At 72.6% G+C, this 19,482-nt stretch carries 25 protein-coding genes and 2 pseudogenes; 7 read left to right on the top strand and 20 right to left on the bottom strand.

Translation table 11 applies throughout. From position 1 onward, the window contains the following. Positions 1 to 4 precede the first annotated feature (4 nt). The 4 genes and pseudogenes from BJF80_RS10440 to fdhA form a co-directional block, all read right to left on the bottom strand. Positions 5 to 1,192 carry a DNA glycosylase AlkZ-like family protein gene (locus BJF80_RS10440; RefSeq protein WP_237767541.1) on the bottom strand — a complete coding sequence of 396 codons (1,188 nt, stop codon included), beginning with the start codon at positions 1,190 to 1,192 and terminating at the stop codon, positions 5 to 7. Then, on the bottom strand, positions 1,150 to 1,479 hold the full coding sequence (locus BJF80_RS10445; RefSeq protein ID WP_075813407.1) for a TfoX/Sxy family protein: 330 nt from the start codon (positions 1,477 to 1,479) through the stop codon (positions 1,150 to 1,152). Before BJF80_RS10445 ends, BJF80_RS10440 begins: the two co-directional genes overlap by 43 nt. Position 1,480: 1 nt before the next feature. Further along, on the bottom strand, positions 1,481 to 2,050 hold the full coding sequence (locus tag BJF80_RS10450; protein WP_075813409.1) for a mycothiol transferase: 570 nt from the start codon (positions 2,048 to 2,050) through the stop codon (positions 1,481 to 1,483). Between the two features lie 69 nt (positions 2,051 to 2,119). Then, positions 2,120 to 3,333: pseudogene (fdhA, locus tag BJF80_RS10455) on the bottom strand (formaldehyde dehydrogenase, glutathione-independent). A gap of 94 nt (positions 3,334 to 3,427) precedes the next feature. Here fdhA and BJF80_RS10460 point away from each other — a divergent pair. After that, complete coding sequence (locus BJF80_RS10460; protein WP_075813588.1) at positions 3,428 to 4,129, top strand: M50 family metallopeptidase; 702 nt, start codon at positions 3,428 to 3,430, stop codon at positions 4,127 to 4,129. Between the two features lie 10 nt (positions 4,130 to 4,139). On the opposite strand, the gene BJF80_RS10465 is transcribed toward BJF80_RS10460, so the two are convergent. The 7 genes from BJF80_RS10465 to BJF80_RS10495 form a co-directional block, all read right to left on the bottom strand. Then, positions 4,140 to 4,772, bottom strand: a complete 633-nt coding sequence (locus BJF80_RS10465; RefSeq protein WP_075813411.1) for a sulfotransferase family 2 domain-containing protein — start codon at positions 4,770 to 4,772, stop codon at positions 4,140 to 4,142. 36 nt (positions 4,773 to 4,808) lie between these two features. Then, positions 4,809 to 5,204, bottom strand: a complete 396-nt coding sequence (locus tag BJF80_RS10470) for a VOC family protein (RefSeq protein ID WP_075813412.1) — start codon at positions 5,202 to 5,204, stop codon at positions 4,809 to 4,811. After that, positions 5,201 to 5,530: a type II toxin-antitoxin system PemK/MazF family toxin gene (locus BJF80_RS10475; RefSeq protein ID WP_075813414.1), complete on the bottom strand. Its 330-nt coding sequence runs from the start codon at positions 5,528 to 5,530 to the stop codon at positions 5,201 to 5,203. Before BJF80_RS10475 ends, BJF80_RS10470 begins: the two co-directional genes overlap by 4 nt. Positions 5,531 to 5,532: 2 nt before the next feature. Further along, complete coding sequence (locus BJF80_RS10480; protein ID WP_075813416.1) at positions 5,533 to 5,772, bottom strand: type II toxin-antitoxin system CcdA family antitoxin; 240 nt, start codon at positions 5,770 to 5,772, stop codon at positions 5,533 to 5,535. Between the two features lie 29 nt (positions 5,773 to 5,801). Next, positions 5,802 to 5,990 carry a PspC domain-containing protein gene (locus BJF80_RS10485; protein WP_075813590.1) on the bottom strand — a complete coding sequence of 63 codons (189 nt, stop codon included), beginning with the start codon at positions 5,988 to 5,990 and terminating at the stop codon, positions 5,802 to 5,804. A gap of 184 nt (positions 5,991 to 6,174) precedes the next feature. Further along, on the bottom strand, positions 6,175 to 6,663 hold the full coding sequence (locus BJF80_RS10490) for a DUF2087 domain-containing protein (protein ID WP_075813418.1): 489 nt from the start codon (positions 6,661 to 6,663) through the stop codon (positions 6,175 to 6,177). A 217-nt stretch (positions 6,664 to 6,880) separates the two neighbouring features. Continuing rightward, positions 6,881 to 7,855, bottom strand: a complete 975-nt coding sequence (locus tag BJF80_RS10495) for a helix-turn-helix transcriptional regulator (protein WP_075813420.1) — start codon at positions 7,853 to 7,855, stop codon at positions 6,881 to 6,883. A gap of 101 nt (positions 7,856 to 7,956) precedes the next feature. Here BJF80_RS10495 and BJF80_RS10500 point away from each other — a divergent pair, with 101 nt between their 5' ends. Then, positions 7,957 to 8,406 (top strand): TIGR03086 family metal-binding protein, encoded by a 450-nt coding sequence (locus BJF80_RS10500; protein ID WP_083673604.1) that lies wholly within the window; start codon positions 7,957 to 7,959, stop codon positions 8,404 to 8,406. Continuing rightward, the gene (locus tag BJF80_RS18865) at positions 8,382 to 8,534 is read left to right on the top strand and encodes a hypothetical protein (protein WP_158068521.1); all 153 of its coding nucleotides are present in this window, start codon (positions 8,382 to 8,384) and stop codon (positions 8,532 to 8,534) included. The genes BJF80_RS10500 and BJF80_RS18865 overlap by 25 nt, the downstream gene beginning before the upstream one ends. Positions 8,535 to 8,568: 34 nt before the next feature. On the opposite strand, the gene BJF80_RS10505 is transcribed toward BJF80_RS18865, so the two are convergent. After that, positions 8,569 to 9,864 carry a citrate synthase gene (locus BJF80_RS10505; RefSeq protein WP_083673605.1) on the bottom strand — a complete coding sequence of 432 codons (1,296 nt, stop codon included), beginning with the start codon at positions 9,862 to 9,864 and terminating at the stop codon, positions 8,569 to 8,571. Positions 9,865 to 9,915: 51 nt separating this feature from the next. Between BJF80_RS10505 and BJF80_RS20840 the strand changes: the two are divergent. The 3 genes and pseudogenes from BJF80_RS20840 to BJF80_RS10515 form a co-directional block, all read left to right on the top strand. Next, positions 9,916 to 10,209, top strand: a pseudogene (locus BJF80_RS20840) (citrate/2-methylcitrate synthase); the annotation flags it as partial. 122 nt (positions 10,210 to 10,331) lie between these two features. Then, on the top strand, positions 10,332 to 11,057 hold the full coding sequence (locus tag BJF80_RS20845; protein WP_269087401.1) for a citrate/2-methylcitrate synthase: 726 nt from the start codon (positions 10,332 to 10,334) through the stop codon (positions 11,055 to 11,057). 153 nt (positions 11,058 to 11,210) lie between these two features. Then, on the top strand, positions 11,211 to 12,200 hold the full coding sequence (locus tag BJF80_RS10515; protein ID WP_075813422.1) for an aldose epimerase family protein: 990 nt from the start codon (positions 11,211 to 11,213) through the stop codon (positions 12,198 to 12,200). A gap of 72 nt (positions 12,201 to 12,272) precedes the next feature. Here BJF80_RS10515 and BJF80_RS10520 read toward each other — a convergent pair whose 3' ends face one another. Next, positions 12,273 to 13,328, bottom strand: coding sequence for a sensor histidine kinase (locus BJF80_RS10520; protein ID WP_143554077.1), 1,056 nt, complete (start codon positions 13,326 to 13,328; stop codon positions 12,273 to 12,275). A gap of 126 nt (positions 13,329 to 13,454) precedes the next feature. Further along, positions 13,455 to 13,694: a hypothetical protein gene (locus BJF80_RS10525; RefSeq protein ID WP_075813426.1), complete on the bottom strand. Its 240-nt coding sequence runs from the start codon at positions 13,692 to 13,694 to the stop codon at positions 13,455 to 13,457. A 231-nt stretch (positions 13,695 to 13,925) separates the two neighbouring features. Between BJF80_RS10525 and BJF80_RS10530 the strand changes: the two genes are divergently transcribed. Then, on the top strand, positions 13,926 to 14,612 hold the full coding sequence (locus BJF80_RS10530; RefSeq protein WP_075813428.1) for a response regulator: 687 nt from the start codon (positions 13,926 to 13,928) through the stop codon (positions 14,610 to 14,612). A 2-nt stretch (positions 14,613 to 14,614) separates the two neighbouring features. Here the strand turns inward: BJF80_RS10530 and BJF80_RS10535 are convergent, their stop codons facing one another. From BJF80_RS10535 to BJF80_RS10560, 6 genes are read right to left on the bottom strand one after another with little or no spacing between them, the layout of a single operon-like run. Continuing rightward, entirely contained in the window at positions 14,615 to 15,826 is a 1,212-nt protein-coding gene (locus BJF80_RS10535) for an ABC transporter permease (RefSeq protein WP_075813430.1), read from the bottom strand. Beyond that, positions 15,817 to 16,524: an ABC transporter ATP-binding protein gene (locus BJF80_RS10540; RefSeq protein WP_075813432.1), complete on the bottom strand. Its 708-nt coding sequence runs from the start codon at positions 16,522 to 16,524 to the stop codon at positions 15,817 to 15,819. Before BJF80_RS10540 ends, BJF80_RS10535 begins: the two co-directional genes overlap by 10 nt. After that, entirely contained in the window at positions 16,521 to 17,168 is a 648-nt protein-coding gene (locus BJF80_RS18870; protein ID WP_075813434.1) for an ABC transporter ATP-binding protein, read from the bottom strand. Before BJF80_RS18870 ends, BJF80_RS10540 begins: the two co-directional genes overlap by 4 nt. Beyond that, complete coding sequence (locus BJF80_RS18875; RefSeq protein WP_075813436.1) at positions 17,165 to 18,688, bottom strand: hypothetical protein; 1,524 nt, start codon at positions 18,686 to 18,688, stop codon at positions 17,165 to 17,167. The genes BJF80_RS18870 and BJF80_RS18875 overlap by 4 nt, the downstream gene beginning before the upstream one ends. Positions 18,689 to 18,707: 19 nt before the next feature. Then, entirely contained in the window at positions 18,708 to 19,088 is a 381-nt protein-coding gene (locus BJF80_RS10555) for a hypothetical protein (protein WP_075813438.1), read from the bottom strand. Next, positions 19,085 to 19,456, bottom strand: a complete 372-nt coding sequence (locus BJF80_RS10560) for a hypothetical protein (RefSeq protein WP_075813441.1) — start codon at positions 19,454 to 19,456, stop codon at positions 19,085 to 19,087. The genes BJF80_RS10555 and BJF80_RS10560 overlap by 4 nt, the downstream gene beginning before the upstream one ends. Positions 19,457 to 19,482: the final 26 nt, after the last annotated feature.

Genomic DNA, 19,482 nt, shown 5'->3' on the forward strand with positions numbered 1-19,482 from the left:
CCCGTCACCCGCCGAGGTGGGCGGGCAGCTCGGGGTCGAGCCCCAGCCAGGTGGCCAGGTCGTGGACCTGGGCGACCACCCGCTCGCGCCGCGCCGCGCTCCAGTCGCCGTCCTCGTGCAGGGCGTCGACCCGCATCACCCCGCGCTTGTGCTCCGCGGTGGCGTCGAGCTTGCCGACCAGCTCGTCGCCGTCGAGCACGGGCAGCGCGTAGTAGCCGAACCGCCGCTTGGCCTTCGGTTTGTACATCTCCAGCACGTAGTCGAAGGCGAAGAGGTCGGCCATCCGGTCGCGGTCGAAGACCAACCGGTCGATCGGGCACAGCAGCGCCGCGCGCCCGGTGAAGCGGTCGTCCGGGTCGAGGTATGCCGGGTGCACCCGCCAGGTCCCCGTGACCCCGTCGATGGTCGCCTCCTCCCCGGCCACGCGCGCGTCGCCCGGCTCGACCGGGCACTCCGGACCCCGGGAGCGCAGCAGGCCCAGGGCCGCGAGCCGGCGGGCGTCCTGCTCGGCCCGCGCCTGCTCCAGCGGCAGCGTGGGAACGTCAGGGTAGACCCGCTGCGCCAGGTCCCAGAGACGCTGCCCTCCCTCGCGGCCCGAGACGGCGACCTCCCCGCGGGCGACCATGAAGTCGAGCAGCCGCTGGACGTTCTTGTCGTCGGTCCACCCGCTGGAGCGCCAGGGCACCTCGGTCGCGTCCGGGAGCGCGCCGGTGGGGGTTGGCCCCTCGGCCTCCAGGTGAACCAGGATCTCGCGCCGGGCCCGGTCGTTGGCCTCGACCCACCGGGCGTTCGACTCCTGCCAGGGGCGCAGCGAGCCGTCCCGCCGCGACGGGGTCGGCCACCGCTCCATCTCGGCGCGGTAGAGCGCGACGTCCTCGCCCGGCCGGACGAAGCCGAGGATCTCCACGAGGGTGCGCTCGGCCAGCAGCCGGTCCAGCTCGCCCGGGTCGTAGGCGCTGCCGAGCCGGCTCCACAGCACGAGGTGCTGGGCCGGGGCCACCGCCTTGACCGGGTCGATCTGCAGCAGGGTGAGCTCACGCACCGTCTCCACGACGTCGCCGGGCCGCTGCGCCGTCAGCAGCTGGGCGCGCACCGCGATGCGCCGGGCGTCCCGGCGGGAGAGCCGGTGCACCACGTCGCGGCCGGGACTCACCGCGGCGGCTGCGCCCGCGCCCACCCGACCCCCATCCACACCATCTCCTCCAGCAGGTGGTCGTCCGCCCCGACGTCCTCGCTGCGCACCCACTCCCGCATCGGACGGCCGCGCATCTCCATGGGCGCGATGCCCTCACGGGCGCACAGCTCGCGCGCCATCGCCTCCTCGACGTGGATCATCACCCCCTGGTCCCCCGTGGCCGCGACCGCCATGCGCCCGTCGACGAGGAAGGCCAGACCGCCGAACATCGCCTTCTCGGTGACCCCCGGCTCCCCCGCGAGCAGGTCGCGGATGCGCTGCGCCAGCCCCTCGTCGTAGGCCACCTCAGGTCCACTCCGCGGGCGGCGCCCAGTCCGGCGGTGGGTACTCACCCACCCGGCCGTCGACCGCCTCGCGCAGCAGGTCCGCGTGGCCGGTGTGCCGGGCATACTCCTCGAGGATGTCGAAAAGCATCCGGCGCAGGCTCATGTCGACGCCCCACTGCTTGCCCCACTCGATGATGTGATCCAGGCCGTGCTCCTCGATGTAGGCCCGCTGCCGGGCCCGCGTCGCGGCCACGGCCTCGACATAGCCCGAGTAGAGCTGCTCGGGGCTGTCGTCCGCGGCGCTGGTGAAGTCCCAGTCCGGCTGGGCCTCCCAGTCGACGTCGGTCCACGGGCTGCCGGGCGAGGAGCCGTCCATCCGCCAGGTCCCGGCCGTCACCTCGACGCCGGTGAGGTGCCTGAGCAGCCCGCCGAGGGTGAGGGACGAGGCCCCCACCCGGGCGCTCAGCCCCGCGGCGTCGAGGCCCTCGGCCTTCCACCACAACGTCATGCGCTGCCGGTCCAGCGCGCCGAGGAGGTGGCCGATCTCGTCGCCCGCGACCGGGGGCTCCCAGGGAGGTGCATCGCTCATGACAGGACAGTAGTGCCCGCGGCGGACAGGCGGTGTCCGCCGCGGACATCCTGAGGTGTCAGGGCAGGGTCAGGCGACCATGCCGTGCGGGTCGATGACGTACTTCGTCGCCGCGCCCTGGTCGAACTCTGCGTAGCCGCGCGGCGCGTCGTCCAGGCTGATCGTCTGGGCGTTGACGGCCTTCGCGATCTGGGCCTTGTCGTGCAGGATCATGTTCATCAGCTGCCGGTTGTAGCGCTTGACCGGGCACTGACCTGTGGTGAAGTGGTGCGACTTGGCCCAGCCCAGACCGAGGCGGACACCGAGCGTGCCCTCCTTGGCGGCGTCGTCGACAGCGCCCGGGTCACCGGTGACGTAGAGGCCGGGTATGCCGATCCCGCCGGCCGCGCGGGTCACCGTCATCGCGTCGTTGAGCACCGTGGCCGGCGCCTCGTCCGCGCCCTCGCCGTGGCCCCGGGCCTCGAACCCGACGGCGTCGACGGCCGCGTCGACCTCGCGCTCTCCGACCACCGCCTCGATCTGGTCCACGAGTTCACCGCCGGAGGACAGGTCGAGTCCGACGCAGCCGAAGCTCTCCGCCTGCTTGAGCCGGTCGGCGTTCATGTCGCCCACCATCACGACGGCCGCGCCGAGCAGCTGCGCGGCGTGCGCCGCCGCGAGGCCGACCGGACCGGCGCCCGCGACATACACCGTCGACCCGGTGGTCACCCCGGCGGTGTAGGCGCCGTGGTAGCCGGTCGGGAAGATGTCGCTGAGCATCGTGAGGTCGAGGATCTTCTCCAGCGCCTGGTCCCGGTCCGGGAACTTCAGCAGGTTGAAGTCGGCGTAGGGGATCATGACGTACTCCGCCTGCCCGCCGACCCAGCCGCCATGTCGACGTAGCCGTAGGCGGCGCCGGCACGGGCGGGGTTGACGTTGAGGCAGACACCGGTATGCCCCTCGTGGCACATCCGGCAGCGGCCGCAGGCGATGTTGAACGGCACCGAGCAGATGTCGCCCTCGTCGACGAAGAGCACGTCGTCGCCCTTCTCCACCACCTCGCCGGTGATCTCGTGGCCCAGGCTCTGGCCGACCGGGGCGGTGGTGCGGCCGCGCACCATGTGCTGGTCCGAGCCGCAGATGTTGGTGGTGACGAGCTTGAGGATCGCCGCGTGCGGGGCGGCCTTCGCGATCCCGAAGTGGTCGGCGACCTCCCCGGGGATCTCGAGCTTGGGGTAGTCAACCGACTCCACGGCCACCTCCCCCGGGCCGGTGTAGACGACGACGCGATTTCCTTCTGCCATGGCTCTCGACTCCTGTGTCGGGGGTGGGAAATCCAGCCTGGACCCGGCCCACGCTCCCCGCAACCGCTCAGCCTCCTCTGGCACGCTCACCTGCGTGCTCCTCGACCTGTGGGACCGGGCGACCACCACGCAGCCGCCGCTGCCGTGGCAGGTCAGCCTGCTCCTGGGAGTGCTCGCGCTGCTGCTGACGTGGAGCCCGGCGGGTTATCGCCTGGTGAGACACCTGGTCACCCTGGTCCATGAGGCGGGGCACGCCCTGGTCGCCGCGCTCGTGGGCCGGCGGCTGACCGGCATCCAGCTGCACTCGGACACCTCCGGGGTCACCGTCTCGCGCGGGCGGCCCCGCGGCCCGGGGATGGTGGCGACGGTGCTCGCCGGCTACCCCGCACCGGCGCTCGTCGGCCTCGGTGGGGCGCTGCTGCTGGGCCAGGGGTATGCCGCCGGCCTGCTCTGGGCGCTCGTGCTCACCTGCGCGCTCATGCTCGTGCTCATCCGCAACCTCTACGGGCTGTGGGTGGTCGCCGCGACCGGGGCCAGCGTCGCGCTGCTGTCGTGGTCGGCGACGGGCACGGTGCTGTCCGCGGCGGCATACCTCGTCGTGTGGTCGGTCCTGCTCGCCGCGCCACGGGCCGTGGTCGAGGTGCAGCGGCAGCGGCGCCGGGGGGCGCGCGGGAGCGACGTCGACCAGCTCGCCCGGCTGACGGGGGTGCCGGGCACGGTGTGGTTCGGGATCTTCTGGCTGGTGTGCGTCGCCGCGCTCGTGCTCGGTGCCCGGGAGCTCGTGCCTTTGTCGTGAGGGTGGACGGTCAGGGCTTGGGGTAGCCGAGCTCGCGGAAGTCGCCGCGGTAGAAGCGACGGATCATCCGGCGGGTGCCCCTCGTGATCTCGACGTCGGCCGAGCGGCGCGGGCCGGTGCTGCTGTCCTTGAACTGCTCCGGACCGCCCTCCAGCCCGAGGTCGTGCTCCCGGCTGAGCCGCCTCATCGCGGCGCTGAGACCGTCCTCGAGTCGCACCACCGTCGTGCCGGGGACGAGGAACTCGTGCTGCGGCCGGACGTGGTTGTCGAAGAGGTAGGGGTTCTTCGCGTAACGCTTCTGCACCCGCTCGAACCACTGCTGGACCGCGCGGCCGCCCAGGTCGACCTCGTCCTTCTTGCGGTGCCGCCAGACATACTCCGAGCGGAAGCGGGCCACCGGGTCGCGGACGACGGTGAAGACGAGGTCGAAGCGCTCGACCCGGAAGAGCTGCTGCAGCGGCTCCCCGTGGAGGTGCTGCGGGCCGCACCACATCAGGGCGTTGCGGGTGCCGGGGCCGTACTTCGCGTCGAAGAAGGACTGCTGCCAGCCGTTGGCGCGGAAGAGGTGCTCGACCGAGGTGCCACCCGTCTTCGGGACGTGGACGAACAGCACGGACCGGCCGTCCTTGCGGTAGAGGGGCACGCGGGTCTCCTCACGGTCGGGGTCGGGCAGCAGGGCTCAGGCTACGACGATCTCCAGCTCGAAACCCTGCACGTTCTCCACGAGGAGCGCCGTATGCCCGGGGCCGCCCGCGTGCGGGTAGGCGTCGGCGAAGAGCTCGGACCAGCCATGGCCGGCGGCCTCCGCACGCAGGGCGTCCAGCGTCGGGCGGTCCTCGACGCACAGGGCGAGGTGGTTGAGCCCGGCGCGCATCCGGTCGTGCGGGCCGGTGACGGCAGGCGACTCTTCCAGGGTGACGTAGGCGCCGCTGGCGTGACGCCACACCCTCCCCTGCGGCCACGCCGGGTCGTGGTCGGCCGCCCAGCCCAGCCGGGGCAGCAGCCACCCGAAGGACGCCTCGACCTGGTCGAGGTCGTGGGTCCAGAGCTCGATGTGGTGGACCGGGTTCCTCATGCTGGCCCCTCGCAGCCGGTGGCGACGGCGAGGGCGCGGCAGACCTGGCTCATCCGGGCGGAGCCGAGGCGTCCGAGACGGTGGGTCAGCACCTGGGTCGCGACGTCGACCACAGCGTCGAGCTGCACCACGCAGGAGGTGGAGACTGGGTCGTCCTGAGGCTCCAGCCGCACCTCGCTGGGGAGGCCGCGGACCGTGGTGCTGCAGGCCGCGACCATGCTGCGTCGACGGCCACGGATCGCGGCGTCGCGGCTGAGCACGACCACCGGGCGGGCGCCCACCTCGACGTCGGCCCACCAGACCTCGCCGCGCTCGGGCAGGTCCACTGTCAGCTCCGGCTCGCGGCGTCGAGGAAGGCCGGCACGTCTCCCCACTCGTCGGCGACGTCCGCGGGCAGCCGGGCATAGCCCTCGGCATACTCGCGGTCGATCTGCGCGGCACGGTGCTCACGGAGCAGCGCTGTCAACGCCCGCTCCACGAGCGAGGACTCGGTGGTGCCCGTGCCCAGCGCTCGCGCCCGCGCCAGCAGGGCGGCGTCGACGGTCGTGCTGATCCTCACCCGTGCCATGCCACCAGTATGCCACGCACGTGGCACGGTCACTCGGACGGCATGACCACCCAGAGCACGAGGTAGGCCAGGATCTGTGGGCCAGGGAGCAGGCAGGACAGCACGAACAGGACCCGGACGAGCGTCGGGCTCATGCCGAAGCGGCGGCCGAGGCCGGCGCAGACGCCGGCGATGACGCGGTCGTGGCGGGGACGGGCGAGGGCGGGTGCAGAAGCCATGACCACCACGCTAGGCGCGCCGCGGGGTGGCGGCCATCGGGGTCGCCACCGGACCGCGGTGGGGTTGTCCCCCGTTCCAGCAGCCCCACGGGGCGAGCTTCCGGGCACCCCGCGGCCGGACCGACGTCGGCCTAGCCTGACCTCCATCGGGACGTTCGCCGATGGAGGTCGTGCTATCCCGTGGTCAGTCCCGGGTGGGGGTGTGCCGGGCCGCTGCCCTCGGCACCCGGGCGAGCCGGGCGACCTCGTCGGTCGGCACCTCCTGGGCCTCGTTGGGGTGGCGCTGCGGCACCTCGTCGGCCACCCGGTAGACGCCGTCGGCCCGGGTGAACCACCGGTAGTCGACGAGCTCACGACGCAGCGAGGCGACATCGTCGTGCGCGGTGGCGAGGATCGCGTTGACCTCGCGCTCGGCATACTCGCGGCCCCGCTCGAAGCGGGTGAGCAGCTCCATGAGCACGGCCGCCCGGGACCGTCGCCGGGTGGGGATGGAGCGCAGCCGCTCGCCGTCGAAGAAGGAGCCCACGGCCCGGTCCGCGGCGAGGTCGGTCTCCACCACGAGGGCGCGGGGCGGTGGGGCAGCGAGCAGCGCCGCGCGGGCGGTCGTGTAGTTCTCGCCGGTGCGGGCCATCCGCTCACGCACCCGGGCTTTGAGGTCGGCATCGGTCGTCATGTCACTCGCTCCCGGATCGTCGCCCCAGCCGCGGCCGATCCTGCTGCGGGTTCCAGACAGGTATGCCGTCTCTCGCCTGCGAGGATCCGCTCCCCTTCGCCCCGGTGACCGGCCGGCTGGGGGCGGGTCGGGCTCGGCGGTGCAGCGCCGCCGTGGGTCCGAGCATACCGACCGATGACGGCACGGCCCGGCCCGCCGTGGGCGGCGCCCTGCACCGTCAGCTGGTCGACTCTGCCGGGTGTGCCTGCAGCACCTCCCGCGCGACCTCGCGCATGAGCGCCACCGCCTCCGGGGGCTCGACCACCTGCACCCATGAGCCGAAGCCGGCCATCATCCCGACCAGGCCGCGCAGCGAGCCGACCGGGGCCCGCAACAGCACGTGCCCGGGTCCGTCGTCGGTCCGCTCGACGGGTCCGCGGAGCACCATCGCGAGCTGCCGCCACGCGAGGTCGGCCTGGTCGGCCCGCACCCGCAGCGTCACCGGCGTGCTCGGGCGCTGCTGCCAGGTGTCCCGCAGCTCGTGCCAGGTCGCCAGCAGGTCCAGCCCTGCCGGCCGGCGGGCCTGCGCGTCCAGCACCTCCAGCCGCTCGAAGCGGTCCACCCGGTAGGTGTGCGGGCGCCCGCGGTGGGCGGCGACGAGGTACCAGCTCTGCCCGGCGAGGACCAGGCCCCAGGGGTCCAGCGTGCGTCGCCCGCTCCAGCCCGAGGACGCCGCGCGGTAGAACGCCCTGATCCGGCGGTCCGCCTCGACCGCCGCCATCAGCTCGCGCAGCCGCGCCGGCTGGTGCCGACTGCCCGACCACCCGCCCGGGTCGACCACGACGCGCTCCAGGGCGTGGCCGATGTCGCCCGTGCGGCGCTGGGGCAGACCCGTCGCCAGCTTGCGGAGCGCGGTCGCGTAGTCCTGCCCCATCCCGAGCGCGTCCGCCACCCCCGCGCCGCCGGCGACGAAGAGGGCGCGCGACTCGGCGTCGGTCAGCTCCTCGACGTCGGGCCGGTAGCCGGGGAGCAGGGCGTAGCCGCCGCCCCGCCCGCGCTCGGCATACACCGGGACGCCGGCGAGCGAGAGGGCTTCGACGTCGCGCATGACGGTGCGGCGACTCACCTCCAGGCGACGCGTGAGCTCGGTCGCGCTGAGCCTCCCGTGGGCGCGCAGCAGCCCCACGAGCTGGAGCAGGCGTTCGGTGCGCACGGGTCGAGAATGGCACGGAAAGGTGACACCAGGTGTCAGGTATACCGGTCGAGACTCGGTGCATCGGGGGACCTCCCGACACCGAGACGAAGGAGACGACCATGGCCCAGCAGCCCGACCTGCGCCCCGTCCTGGCACGCACCCAGGAATGGGTGGCGGACCTCGTGGACGGCGTGCGCGCCGATCAGATGCAGACCCGGACGCCGTGCGCGCAGTGGAACGTCGCAGAGCTCGTCGAGCACCTCTTCGCCGTCGAGCACCGCGTCGCGGTCCTGCCCGAGAAGGGCACCGTCGACGACGAGCCGGTCGCCATCCCGCTGCCGAAGGACATCTCCGCGGGGTTCCGCGACGCCGTGCGCCGGGCCCAGGACGCGTGGGCCGACGACGCGGTGATGGACTCCGAGCTCTCGCCGCCGTGGGGCACCATGCCGGGCCGCGCGGTGCTGGGCGGCTACGTGCAGGAGCACCTCGTGCACGGGTGGGATCTCGCGTCGCCACCGGCCAGGACGGCGAGGCGCTGGCCGAGGTGTCCGAGCAGGTGCTGCCGATGATCAAGGAGTTCCTTCCCGCGGAGACGCGGCCCGAGGACTGGATCCCCTTCGACGCGCCGGTCCAGCCGGCCTCCGACGCCGGCCCCACCGAGCGGCTGGCCAACTGGCTCGGGCGCACGACCCGCTGAGAAAGGTGTCGTCGGACCTCCGGGGACGGAGCTGTCAGGGCCGACGCGGTCCGGTGTAGATCCCGCGCAGCCGGAAGCGCATGCCGGGCTCCGCGAGCTCCTCGATCGCGTGCGCGGTCCAGCCGGCGGTGCGGGCGCAGGCGAAGATCACGGCGCCGGCGTCGCGTGGCAGGCCGTGCTCCAGGGTGAGCAGCGCGAGTGCGACGTCGACGGTGAGGACCCAGCCACGTCGCTCGAGCAGCTCGCCCTCCAGCAGCTCCAGCGAAGCACGAACCTCCGGGGCAGCGCCGGGCAGGATCCGCTCCAGCAGCAGCTGGGCCCGCGGGTCCTGCTCGGTGTAGACGACGTGGCCGAAGCCGGGCGGCGGCCCGCCGGTGAGCGCGGCGTCGAGGGCGGAGCGAGGGTCCTGCAGCGCCGGCCGCAGCCAGTCGACAGCGCGCATCGACGCGCCGACGTGCAGCGGGCTGTCGGCGGCGGCAAGCCCCGCGAGCAGCCCCGAGTAGGCATCGCTACCCGCCGACACGGCGACCCGCACGGCCGTCGTCGACACCGCCAGGTCGTGGTCGGCCAGCAGCACCAGCGCCACGTCGAGCAGGTCACTCGGCAGGTCGAGGTATGCCCGCAGCGCCTCCGCGAGCGCACCCGCCGCGAGCGCACCCGCCCCCGGTGACCCCGTGGACGGGTCCGACCCGCACGCAGCGCTCGGCGCAGAGCTGGCCCGCGCCGGACCGGCGCCGGATGACGCGAGCGAGCCGGCCATCGCTGCCGCAGCCCGGGCCCCGGCCGCCGCGAACCCCTCGGCGCTGCGGTCGTGCCGGCCCAGGTCGTCCTGCGCCGCGAGGAGCACGGCGTGCTTCATGCGGTCGAGCGACGGCGTCCCCTCAGGCAGCGCCGCGAGCACCCCCGACCGGATACCCCTCCCGTCCGGTCCCTCACCCGACCGGGCACCGCTTCCGTCCGACGCCCCGGAGGCGTCGGCGAGCGGCACGCCGGTGAGCAGGTCGCGCACCTCCTCGAAGGTCCGCGACCCCGCCAGGTCTCGCACGTCGTGACCCCGGTAGGCGAGCGACCCCGGCCCGAGCTGCGTGATCCGGGTTCGCACGTCATCGCTGGTGGCGCGCCCCACGCCGCGGCTCCCCCGGTGCCCGGAGCGCCCAGGACGGCCCGCGAGCGCGCTCACCTCCTCGACGTCGAAGAGGCTGCCCACCCCCGGCTCGCGCCGCACCGGCGTCAGCACGCCACGGCTGACGTAGGCATACACCGTCTGCACCTTGACCCCGAGGTAGTCGGCCGCCTGCGCCGTGGTCAGCAGCGCGACCGGCCCGCTCACATTGATCCGATCAACGTTGACACCCGATCAACCTAGCGGCAGTCTCCCCTCATGACCAGCACCGTGCAGCACGCCCCGCCCGGCCTCAAGGGCCTCGTCGTCGCCCGCACCCGCACCGGGGGTGTCGAGGGGCAGGAGGGCTTCTACCACTTCCGGGAGTACTCCGCGCTCGACCTGGCACGGCACCGGTCCTTCGAGGACGTCGTCCACCTCATGATCGAGGGGCACCTGCCCGACGCGGCGGAGTCACGCGCCTTCGCCGACGAGCTCGCCGCCGCCTCGATGCTCCCCCACGAGCTGCTCGAGCAGTTGCTGGCCATCGCCCGCTCGGGCCCGGACCGTGCGTCGCTCGCCCGGCTGCGCACGGCGGTGTCGCTGCTCGGCTCGGTGGAGGACTTCCCCGCCACCTACGGCGCCACCCATGAGCAGGTTCGGGCGGCGTGCTCCGGCTCGTCGGCGCGGTCCCGGTGCTGCAGGCGGCGCTCTTCCGGCTGCGCGCGGGTATGCCGCCGCTCGAGCCCCGCCCCGACCTCGGCGCCGCCGGCAGCTGGCTGTGGATGCTCACCGGGCAGGAGCCGGCACCCGAGCACGCGGAGGCGGTCACGGCATACCTCATCAGCACGGTCGACCACGGCTTCAGCGCCTCGACCTTCACCGCCCGCGTGGTGACGTCGGCGGGTGCGGACGTCGCGGCCGCGGTGTGCGCCGCCCTCGGCACCTTCTCCGGGCCGCTGCACGGCGGAGCACCCGACCGGGCGCTCGACGCCCTCGACGAGATCGGCACGCCGGACCGGGCGCGCGAGTGGGTGCGCGAGCGGGTCACCGCCGGCGAGCGGATCATGGGCTTCGGTCACCCCGTCTACCGCACCATGGACCCCCGGGCGGCACTGCTGCGGGAGTATGCCGTGCAGCTCGGCGGCCCGCTCGCCTCGCTCGCCGTGCAGGTCGAGCAGGAGGTCATCGAGGCCCTCGCCGAGCTCAAGCCGGGCCGTGAGCTGCACACCAACGTCGAGTACTACGCCGGAGTCGTCATGGAGCAGTGCGGCATCCCGCGCGAGATGTTCACGCCGACCTTCGCGACCGCCCGGGTTGTCGGGTGGGGCGCGCACATCCTCGAGCAGACGCGGGACCCGCGGATCATCCGGCCCGCCGCGGAGTATGTCGGGCCGCCCGCGCCGGCGCCCCTGCCCTGAGCCTTCACTCCCACCGAGCGTCGCGAATGGTCGCCCCTGCCCTCACCGGGCGCCGCGAATGGTCGCCCCCAGCCCCACCGGGCGCCGTGAATGGCCACGAAGCACGCCAGCACACCGGGCGGTAAGGTTCCTGCGGCCGACCGGAGGAGCCCGATGACTGCCACGCCGCGGACCCTGACCCTCGAGAACGACGTCCTGCGCCTGGAGCTGGTGAGCACCGGGGCGGCCGTCGCCAGACTCGAGGTGCACGGCACCAACATCGCCCTCGGCCACCCGAGCGGGACGGCATACCGGGAGGTGGGCGGGTATCTCGGCGCCGTGATCGGGCGGGTCGGCAACCGGATCGACCAGGGGCGGTTCACCCTCGACGGGACGACGCACGAGATCCCCGCCAACGACGGGCCCAATGCGCTGCACGGCGGGCCGGACGGCTTCGACGCGCGCGAATGGACCCTGGCCGACGCCGGTCCCGAGCACGCGACCTGGACCCTGGTGTCGCCCGACGGCGACCAGGGCTTCCCCGGCGAGGTCGGGGTGAGCCTCACCTACACGCTCGCGGGCGGCACGGTTGCGCTCGACTACGCCGCCACGACCACGGCGCCGACCCCGCTCAACCTCACCCACCACGGCTACGTCAACCTCGAGGGCGAGGACACGGGCGAGGTCACCGGCCACCTGCTGAGCGTGGACGCGGACGCCTTCCTGCCCACCCGCCCCGACCAGATCCCCACCGGCGAGATCCGCCCGGTGGCGGGCACCGCCTTCGACCTGCGCCTGCCCGTCGAGCTGTCCACCCTCCTCCCTCCGCCGCCGGACGAGCAGGCGCAGATCGCGGGCGGCATCGACCACCACTTCGTCGTGTGTGGCGAGGGACTGCGCCGGCACGCCCGGCTCGTCGGCGGCTCGGGGCTGACTCTGGAGGTCTGGAGCGACCGCCCCGGGGTGCAGGTCTACACCGGCGCGCAGTTCGACGGGAGCATCGTCGGGACCTCGGGGCGGCCCTACGGCCACTACGCGGGGGTCGCGCTGGAGACGCAGGGCTACCCCGACGCGGTCAACCACGCGCACTTCCCCTCGGTCATCCTGCGGCCGGGTGAGAGGTTCGCGTCCACGACGCAGTGGCGGTTCAGCAGCGAACGCTGATTCGCGAAAGTCGCGCAGGCCCGGGTGGCCGTCGTGCCCGTCGGCCGTCGTCGGGCGGGAGGCCTCGGTGGGTCAGGACCGGCGCGGGAGCTCAGCACGGAGCTCGAAGTATGCTCCCTGCAGACCAGCGACCATCGTGCCGCCGAGCGTGGCGACCCGCTCGCGAAGTCCGGTCAGGCCGAACCCGGACGGCGGGAGCCGTAACGGGGCGGACGTGGTGTTGCGGACCCCGACACGGACGATGTCGGGGGTGGTCTCCAGGCTCAGCCGGACGCTCATGCCAGCACCTCCGTGCTTGATGGCGTTGGTGGTCCCCTCGAGCAGCAACGCCCGCACCGTGGGCCTCAGGCCGCTAGGAATCTCCTCCGGGTCACCCTGGAGGTCCACCTCGACCCGTGCGTCGGCGGCGATGAGACGCTGACGTGCCCACTCCACGAAGAAGGACACCGGGGCACCGGCACCGACGCTGTCGGCGGCCCACTCCTCAGACGCCTCGCCCACCGCCTGCTCGGCCCGCAGCGCCTGGAGCAACCGTCCCAGCTCGGTGATGGCGTCCCGCGCGTGGTCACCGACTGCTCTGAGGGACTCGTCGCGCACGTCGGGGTCCTGGCTGCGCTCAGCCACCCGGGCCTGCATGGCGATCACGGTGAGCTCGTGCGCCACCACGTCGTGCAGCTCCCGGGCGACGGCCTTGCGCTCGTCGACCATCCGCTGAGCCAAGGCTTCATCGGTGGCGACCAGGCGTCGGCTGAGCTGTCGGATGGTCAGCCCGGGCACCACGCACAGCATGAACAGCAGGACCGTCACAGGCAACTCCGCAACACCCAGGTCTCCGGCGGCGGCCCAGACCACCAGCCAGCCCGCTACGGCCACACCGCAGACCAGAGTGACTGTAGCCGGCGCGGAGTAGGCGATGACCGCCACCAGCAGGAGGACGTACGGCCCCTGCTCGAAGACGCCCGCGTCCGCGGTCAAGATCACCAGGAAGGGGATCAAGGCGAAATGAGACAGGCGCGGTCGCTGCACGACGACTGCGCCGACCATCGCGCCCCAAAGGGCCGCCAACCCCTCTGCCGAGACGTCGTCAGGGGTGTTGACCAGGTTGTCGTAGAGGAGATAGCCGACCACGGCCAAGGCCAGCCACCGGATTACTGGAGGGAAACGACGCTCGTTTTCGCCCAGCGTGCGCGACCAGGACTGAAACTGACGGCCCGGCACCGCGCTACCTCGGGCCCGCCCACCGCCCACGACCCGTCAGGAGCACAAGATCCTGACCCAGCGGAACATCCAGCGCTCTTCGCTCCACGGGGCCTTGATGGAGTCGACCGGGGATACGAGAACCTGCGCAGTAGTAGGCACGGTGCTGTCTTGGGGCACGGTGATGGTGTTCACGGTCGCGCTGGCCGGTCCGGCCAGAAGGGTCACCCCGACCAGCGCGGCGCAGGCGGCCGCCGCGGAACGACGGGCCAAAGTCAGGTGGAGCTGCTGGGACATGGGACTCTCCTGAGTGCATCTGGGGAAGGGCGCTTGAAGCTCCTTGCGATGACCCAAGTCTCACCTGCGGGTGCACCACTGCCTCTCCCTCCATCGGCCCATGTCGCACCCTTCCTTCGGAGGAGTCCGGGGACAGGGGCCCATCCGGATGATGGGTTCGTGGGCCCGGCCAGGGTATGCCTCGGCGCGGGCCCGGGCAAGGCGTCCGACGGCGCCCCGTAGAGTGCCGTCATGGGGCACTCAGTGAGCAGCCCGGGAACGCCGCTGCGGGTGCTTCTCGTGGACGACCAGAGGATCATGCTGACCGCGTTGCGCGCCTACATCGCGGAGGCGGACGACATCGAGGTGGTCGGTGAGGCCACCGACGGGCGGTCCGCCGTCCTCCAGGTGCAGGGCTTACGCCCGGACGTGGTCGTCATGGATCTGCAGATGCCGGGGATGGATGGCATCGAGGCGACCGCCCTCATCCTGGAACGCTCCCCCGGTACGGCGGTCCTGGCCGTGACCACCTTCCACACCGAGGAGTTCGCCCTCCCCGCGCTCCGTGCCGGCGCTGGAGGGTACCTGCTGAAGAGCGAGGAGCCGGAGGTGATCCTCGAAGGCATCCGCTCCGTCGCCCGGGGTGAGTCAGTGGTGTCACGGGAGATCACCCGGCTGCTCATCGGCCATCTCGACAGCACGGGTGCCGTCCAGAAGGCCGACCCGGTGGTCCAGGAGCGGGCCGAGCATCTCACCCGGCGAGAGCGCGAGGTGCTCGAGGTGCTGTGCCAAGGCCGGAGCAACCGGGAGATCAGCCGCTCGCTCAATCTCTCGGAGACCACGGTGAAGACGCACATCGGCGCGATCATGTCCAAGCTCGGTGCCCGGGACCGGGTGCAGGTCGTGGTGATGGCGTTCACGCACGACCTGCTCCGCTGACTTCACTCGTGGCGCAGCGCGGTGATCGGTGGACGACGGGCGGCGCGGAGTGCCGGTGACACCCCGGCCAGGAAGGCGAGCGTCACGACGGCCAGGAAGATGGAGCCGACGACCGTAGGGTCTACCGCGAAGAGGGCCGAGGCGGGCAGCGACCTCAGCGCCGCGCCGGCGATGAGCGTCGCGCTGGCGAGTCCGACCCCGATGCCGGCGCCGATCCCGAGGAGCGCACCCAGGCCCCCGATGATGACCGCCTCCAGGCAGAAGACGGTGAAGACTCTTCCCGTGCCCAGACCGAGGGCCCGCATGAGACCGATCTCGCGGGTGCGCTCGTGGGTCGACATGACCAACGCGTTGACGATGCCGAGCCCGGCGGCGATCAAGGCAATCGCGGCGAAGCCACTCAGGGTGCCGACGATCCCGTTGACGATCGTCCCGATCAGACCGAGCTCGTCCTCGATCGTGGTGGCCAGGAAGCCGGCCTCCTCCAGCGCCGCCACGACGGCTGGGATGTCGGCGACGTCGGCGACCCAGGCATCGGCGGTGGCGTAGGTCCGCGGCACGTCGGCCGCACCCTGGTAGCGAGCGTCCTCGAGCGCCTCGACGAACCCTCGAGAGGGCACCGGCAGGGCTCCGGGCGGGGCCTGCGCGTCGAGGACCTCGGTGACGTCCACCGGCACGACGACCTCTTGACCGTCGAGCGTGAGCACCCCGACCGAGAGCTCGAAACCGACTCCTCCCAGCAGGGGAACCCAGTCCGGGGGGATGGCGATCGTCGACCGGTCGTCCTCCAGCGTGCTCAGCAGATCGAGATCGAGGTCCCAGCGTTGGCCGTCCGGGCCCTGTACGTACTCGGGATCGACCTGGATGACGGGTCTGACCCCGACGATTCCCGGGATCCCGGCGATGGTGTCCAGGTTCTGTTCGCGTAGCAGCAGCTGACCGCTCTCGGTGCGTGGCGCGGCGTCCGCACCCCGGTAGGTGGTCGGCCCCCGAGCAGCCTGGGAGCCGTCATCGGCGAGCCTGACGTGCAGCTCGTCCGGGTCGCCCAGCTCCGCCACCGCGCGGTCGATGTGTCCGTGGACACCGGCTCCCACACCCGTGGTCAGGGTGAGGGTGAAGGCGCCGACCACCACGGCCAGCACGGTCAGGATGCTGCGGATCCCGCCTCCTCGGGTGTTCTGCCAGGCCGTCGTCCACAGCGTCCTCAGGCGCATCGCAGCGGCCTCCGCTCCAGCTCGTGGACGGTCCCGTCGTCGACCAGGACCTGCCGGTCGCATCGTGCGGCCAGCTCCTGGTCGTGGGTGACGAGGACCAGCGTGGTCCCGAGATGGGCGGCCAGGCCGAAGATGGCCTGCTCCACCAGCTCGCCGCTGACCCGGTCCAGGTTGCCGGTCGGCTCGTCGGCGAGGAGGACCGCGGGGCTGCCCACCAGCGCACGAGCGACGCAGACGCGCTGTCGCTGTCCCCCAGAGAGCTGGGTCGGCAGCCGGTCGGCCAGTCCGTCGAGGCCCAGGGACTGCAGCTGGTGACGCACCAGACGCCGGATCCGTCGGCGTCCGGTGCCGCGGATGACGAGGGGCAGCGAGACGTTCTCGGCCACCGTCTGCCTCGGGTTGAGGAAGAACTGCTGGAAGACGAACCCGAACTTCTCGTTCCGCAGCTGGTCCCGGGCCTTCCCGCGCACGCCGGAGACGTCGACGCCGTCGACCAGGACCCGGCCCTCGCTCGGGGTGTCCAGCAGGGCGAGCAGGTGCGCCAGCGTGGACTTGCCCGAGCCCGACCTGCCCACGAGAGCGACCTGATCCCCCGGCAGGATGCTGAGGTCGGCACCGGCGAGCGCGACGCACCTGGCATCGCCATCGCCATACACCTTGCCCAGTTCCTGTGCCTGCAGCACAGGTGTGGTGCTCATGCTCCCACCACGTCGGCCGGTGCGGGCAGGGTGCCGATGCGCAGCTCACGCCACCCGGCAGGGATCAGGCCCCGGTGCGGATGAGTGACCAGCGCCAGAGCGCCACCACTGGCCCGGAAGTCCTCGAGCAGGCCAAGCATGACCGGGACGGACTCGTCGTCGATGGCCGAGAAGGGCTCGTCCAACAGCACCAGGGGAGCCCGGTGCGCTGCCATGGCTGCGACGAACCACACCTTCTGCGCCTGGCCTGTCGACAGCTCCGCGCACAGGGTGTCCAGCACTGCCGAGCCGGTCAGCTCGGCCGTCAGCTCGAGCACCCGGTCAGGGCGCCGGCCATGTGCGGTGCTGTAGAACTCCAGCTGCTCGCGGACGGTGAGGAGCCGGTAGAGGGCCGGCTGTGCCTCCATGAACCACCGCAGTCGGCGGCCCGCAGGGCGGTCGGCCCGGACGCCTCCGATCTCGACCTTCCCGGAGCTGGGTCGACGAAACCCCGCGATCAGCTGGAGCATCGTGGACTTGCCGACTCCGTTGCGGCCCGAGACCACGAGTGCCTCTCCTTCGTCCAGGGTGAGCGTGACGTCCTGCAGGAAGGGCACGTCGGGCCACCACGAGAACGAGACGTGGTCGGCGTCGAGCAGACTCATCGGTATCCTCCGATCGGTGGGCGGACCAGCAGGACCGCCGTGAGGGTGGTCGCGGCCGAGGCCATGACCATGAGGGGTAGTGGGACCTCCAGGTGCAGCGAGGCCCAAGTGGCGCCGCCGGTGAGGAGGGCCAGGACGGCGACGAGCAACGACGCCGGTGTGCCTTGCCGGAGCCGTTCGCCCGACCCGGTGGTTGCCCGGGTGGGCAGAACGCACTCGGCCACGTGGAAGAGCGAGGGCGCGAGCAGCACACCACTGGCCCAGACGGCCACGACGGTCGGGAAGGATAGATCGCTGAACGCCCAGACCAGCGGCAGGCTGGGCCAGGACACGGTCACCAGGGTCCAGGAGCTGGCCACCGCCACCGCGCTGGACACCCCGGCCGCGCCGAGAGGGGAACTGATGAGCACCGGGAGCAGTCCCCGGAGCGCTGGGAGCGAGGTCACCCCGAAGAGCAGTCCGGCGCTGGCCACCGGCGTGCCGAAGACCAGACCCACCGCCAGCTCGTGGGGCAGGTCCAGACCGGTCCGGCCGAAGCTGGCCAACCCGAGGCCGAAGACACCGAGGACAAGCCCGACCCCCTGCGCGATCACCAGCTCCGAGGCGTCCGAGCGGCCGCGGTCGCGCCGGGCCACAAGTGGCAACGTCGCCAGTCGCGCCCATGGGCTGCGTGGCAGGGTGGGTCCCCGCCTGAGGGCACCCCGTCGGGTGCTGTCCACGGACTCGCTCCACCCGGCGTGACGGGAGAGGACCAGCAACGCCACGCCCGTCAGCGCGCTGCCCGCCGTCACGATCCACAGGATCCATCCGTTCGGCCCGGAGGTGATCCAGCCGATGGCGGCGGCGGAGATCTCCGACAGGCCGACGTCCCCGGCGTAGACGGGGAGCAGCAGGCCCCCGGTCACCCCACCCGCCACGACCGCTGCCAGGAGCAACCCCGTCTGGACGGACCGTGAAGGGCCGGTCTGCAGCGAGCTCAGGCGGGCCGTCAGCCCCAGGCGCAGGGTGAGTGCCCCCATGACCGCGCAGAGCGCCAGCGCCAGGTCCGGACCCACCTCTGCCCGGTCGACGGCCCAGCGCGTGGTCGCCAGCACCGTCAGCAGGACCAGTGTCAGGATCGTGGCCAGCGCCCCGATCAGCACCGGCGCGAGCTCCCGTGCGACATAGACGTCAGCGCGGGAGTAGCCGGCGTGACCCAGGATCTTGGCATCGGGTGGGGAGGTCAGCGCACGCGCCGACGCGCCGGTCGTCGACAGCACCACGTGCACGGCATACGCCGCCGCGGCGAGCCGCAGGACGGCCGAGACGATCTGTCCAGGGTGCCCGAGGATATCCAGGACCGAGGGGGCGATGGCGTCGACGAGGGCGAGGACAGCGCCGGCAGCGACGACCGCGACCACGGCAACCCCCAGCAGCACCGCTCTGACCCCGCGCGTGAGCCGGAAGTCGGGGGACATCGCGCGGATGTCGACCAGACGGGTGACGTAGCCCAGGCGGGCGACGGAGCTCAGGCTCGGCATGATGTCCACCTCCTTCCCGTCAGCTCGGGGGACTGAGCCGGCGACGGGGCTGACCCGCGAGGGCGAGAGCGCCCACGACGAGGAAGGCGAGCAGCCAGCCGATCGCCACGTAGGTGGACGGTCCGTTGCCGGTCCGGGCGGCGAGCGCCACCGTGGTGAGCGCGGCCGGGCAGCCCACCAGCAGGGCGACCGCCAGGAGCGACGCGCCGCCCAGCCGGGTGGCGGCACGGAAGGCGCTGAGGCCGAGCAGGATCACCGCCAGGGCGGCCCACACGAGCACCAGGAAGGTCCAGAAGGAGTCAGCCTGCGGCGGCAGCTGCGCCGGTGGCCGCCACCACAGGACGGCTGCCACGACCGCAGCGACGCCGGCCAGGAACAGGCCCGGGACGACGCGACTCATCGCAGCAGTCCCAGCACGAACACCCCGAGGAGGGCGAGGGAGGCGGCCAGTTGCAGGGTATGGCGGACCACGGCCCGGCGGCCGGACGCCACCGAGCGCAGGGCGAGGGCGGCGACGACGCCCACCAGCAGGCTCACCCCGACCACGGTGATGACATTGGCCACCGCCCCGAACCAGGAGGCGAAGGTGACGGTGAGGTCCAGCTCCGCAGCGTCGGTGATTCCTTGCCCGAGAGCGGTGTCGCGGATGAGGTCGCGGTTGAGCACGCTCGCGAGGACGCCCGTCACGAGTGCGGCGAAGAAGGCGGACCAGCGACTGACGACCAGGGTCCGTGGCGGGGAGGCCGAGGTGGCGACGAGGGTGGACATGGGTGTTCTCCTCTGACTTTCTTGAC

This window comes from Serinicoccus sp. CUA-874, assembly GCF_001942225.1.
GTDB classification, from domain to species: Bacteria; Actinomycetota; Actinomycetes; order Actinomycetales; family Dermatophilaceae; genus Ornithinicoccus; species Ornithinicoccus marinus.

Excerpts from the sequence above, each read along its gene's own strand:
- BJF80_RS10480 (WP_075813416.1), bottom strand. The coding sequence starts at position 5,772 with ATGGCACGGGTGAGGATCAGCACGACCGTCGACGCCGCCCTGCTGGCG.
- BJF80_RS10470 (WP_075813412.1), bottom strand. The coding sequence starts at position 5,204 with ATGAGGAACCCGGTCCACCACATCGAGCTCTGGACCCACGACCTCGAC.
- BJF80_RS10490 (WP_075813418.1), bottom strand. The coding sequence starts at position 6,663 with ATGACGACCGATGCCGACCTCAAAGCCCGGGTGCGTGAGCGGATGGCC.
- BJF80_RS10560 (WP_075813441.1), bottom strand. The coding sequence starts at position 19,456 with ATGTCCACCCTCGTCGCCACCTCGGCCTCCCCGCCACGGACCCTGGTC.
- BJF80_RS10540 (WP_075813432.1), bottom strand. The coding sequence starts at position 16,524 with ATGAGCACCACACCTGTGCTGCAGGCACAGGAACTGGGCAAGGTGTAT.
- BJF80_RS10525 (WP_075813426.1), bottom strand. The coding sequence starts at position 13,694 with ATGTCCCAGCAGCTCCACCTGACTTTGGCCCGTCGTTCCGCGGCGGCC.
- BJF80_RS18875 (WP_075813436.1), bottom strand. The coding sequence starts at position 18,688 with ATGCCGAGCCTGAGCTCCGTCGCCCGCCTGGGCTACGTCACCCGTCTG.
- BJF80_RS10515 (WP_075813422.1), top strand. The coding sequence starts at position 11,211 with ATGACTGCCACGCCGCGGACCCTGACCCTCGAGAACGACGTCCTGCGC.
- BJF80_RS10450 (WP_075813409.1), bottom strand. The coding sequence starts at position 2,050 with ATGAGCGATGCACCTCCCTGGGAGCCCCCGGTCGCGGGCGACGAGATC.
- BJF80_RS10535 (WP_075813430.1), bottom strand. The coding sequence starts at position 15,826 with ATGCGCCTGAGGACGCTGTGGACGACGGCCTGGCAGAACACCCGAGGA.
- BJF80_RS18870 (WP_075813434.1), bottom strand. The coding sequence starts at position 17,168 with ATGAGTCTGCTCGACGCCGACCACGTCTCGTTCTCGTGGTGGCCCGAC.
- BJF80_RS10530 (WP_075813428.1), top strand. The coding sequence starts at position 13,926 with ATGGGGCACTCAGTGAGCAGCCCGGGAACGCCGCTGCGGGTGCTTCTC.
- BJF80_RS10485 (WP_075813590.1), bottom strand. The coding sequence starts at position 5,990 with ATGGCTTCTGCACCCGCCCTCGCCCGTCCCCGCCACGACCGCGTCATC.
- BJF80_RS10500 (WP_083673604.1), top strand. The coding sequence starts at position 7,957 with ATGGCCCAGCAGCCCGACCTGCGCCCCGTCCTGGCACGCACCCAGGAA.
- BJF80_RS10555 (WP_075813438.1), bottom strand. The coding sequence starts at position 19,088 with ATGAGTCGCGTCGTCCCGGGCCTGTTCCTGGCCGGCGTCGCTGCGGTC.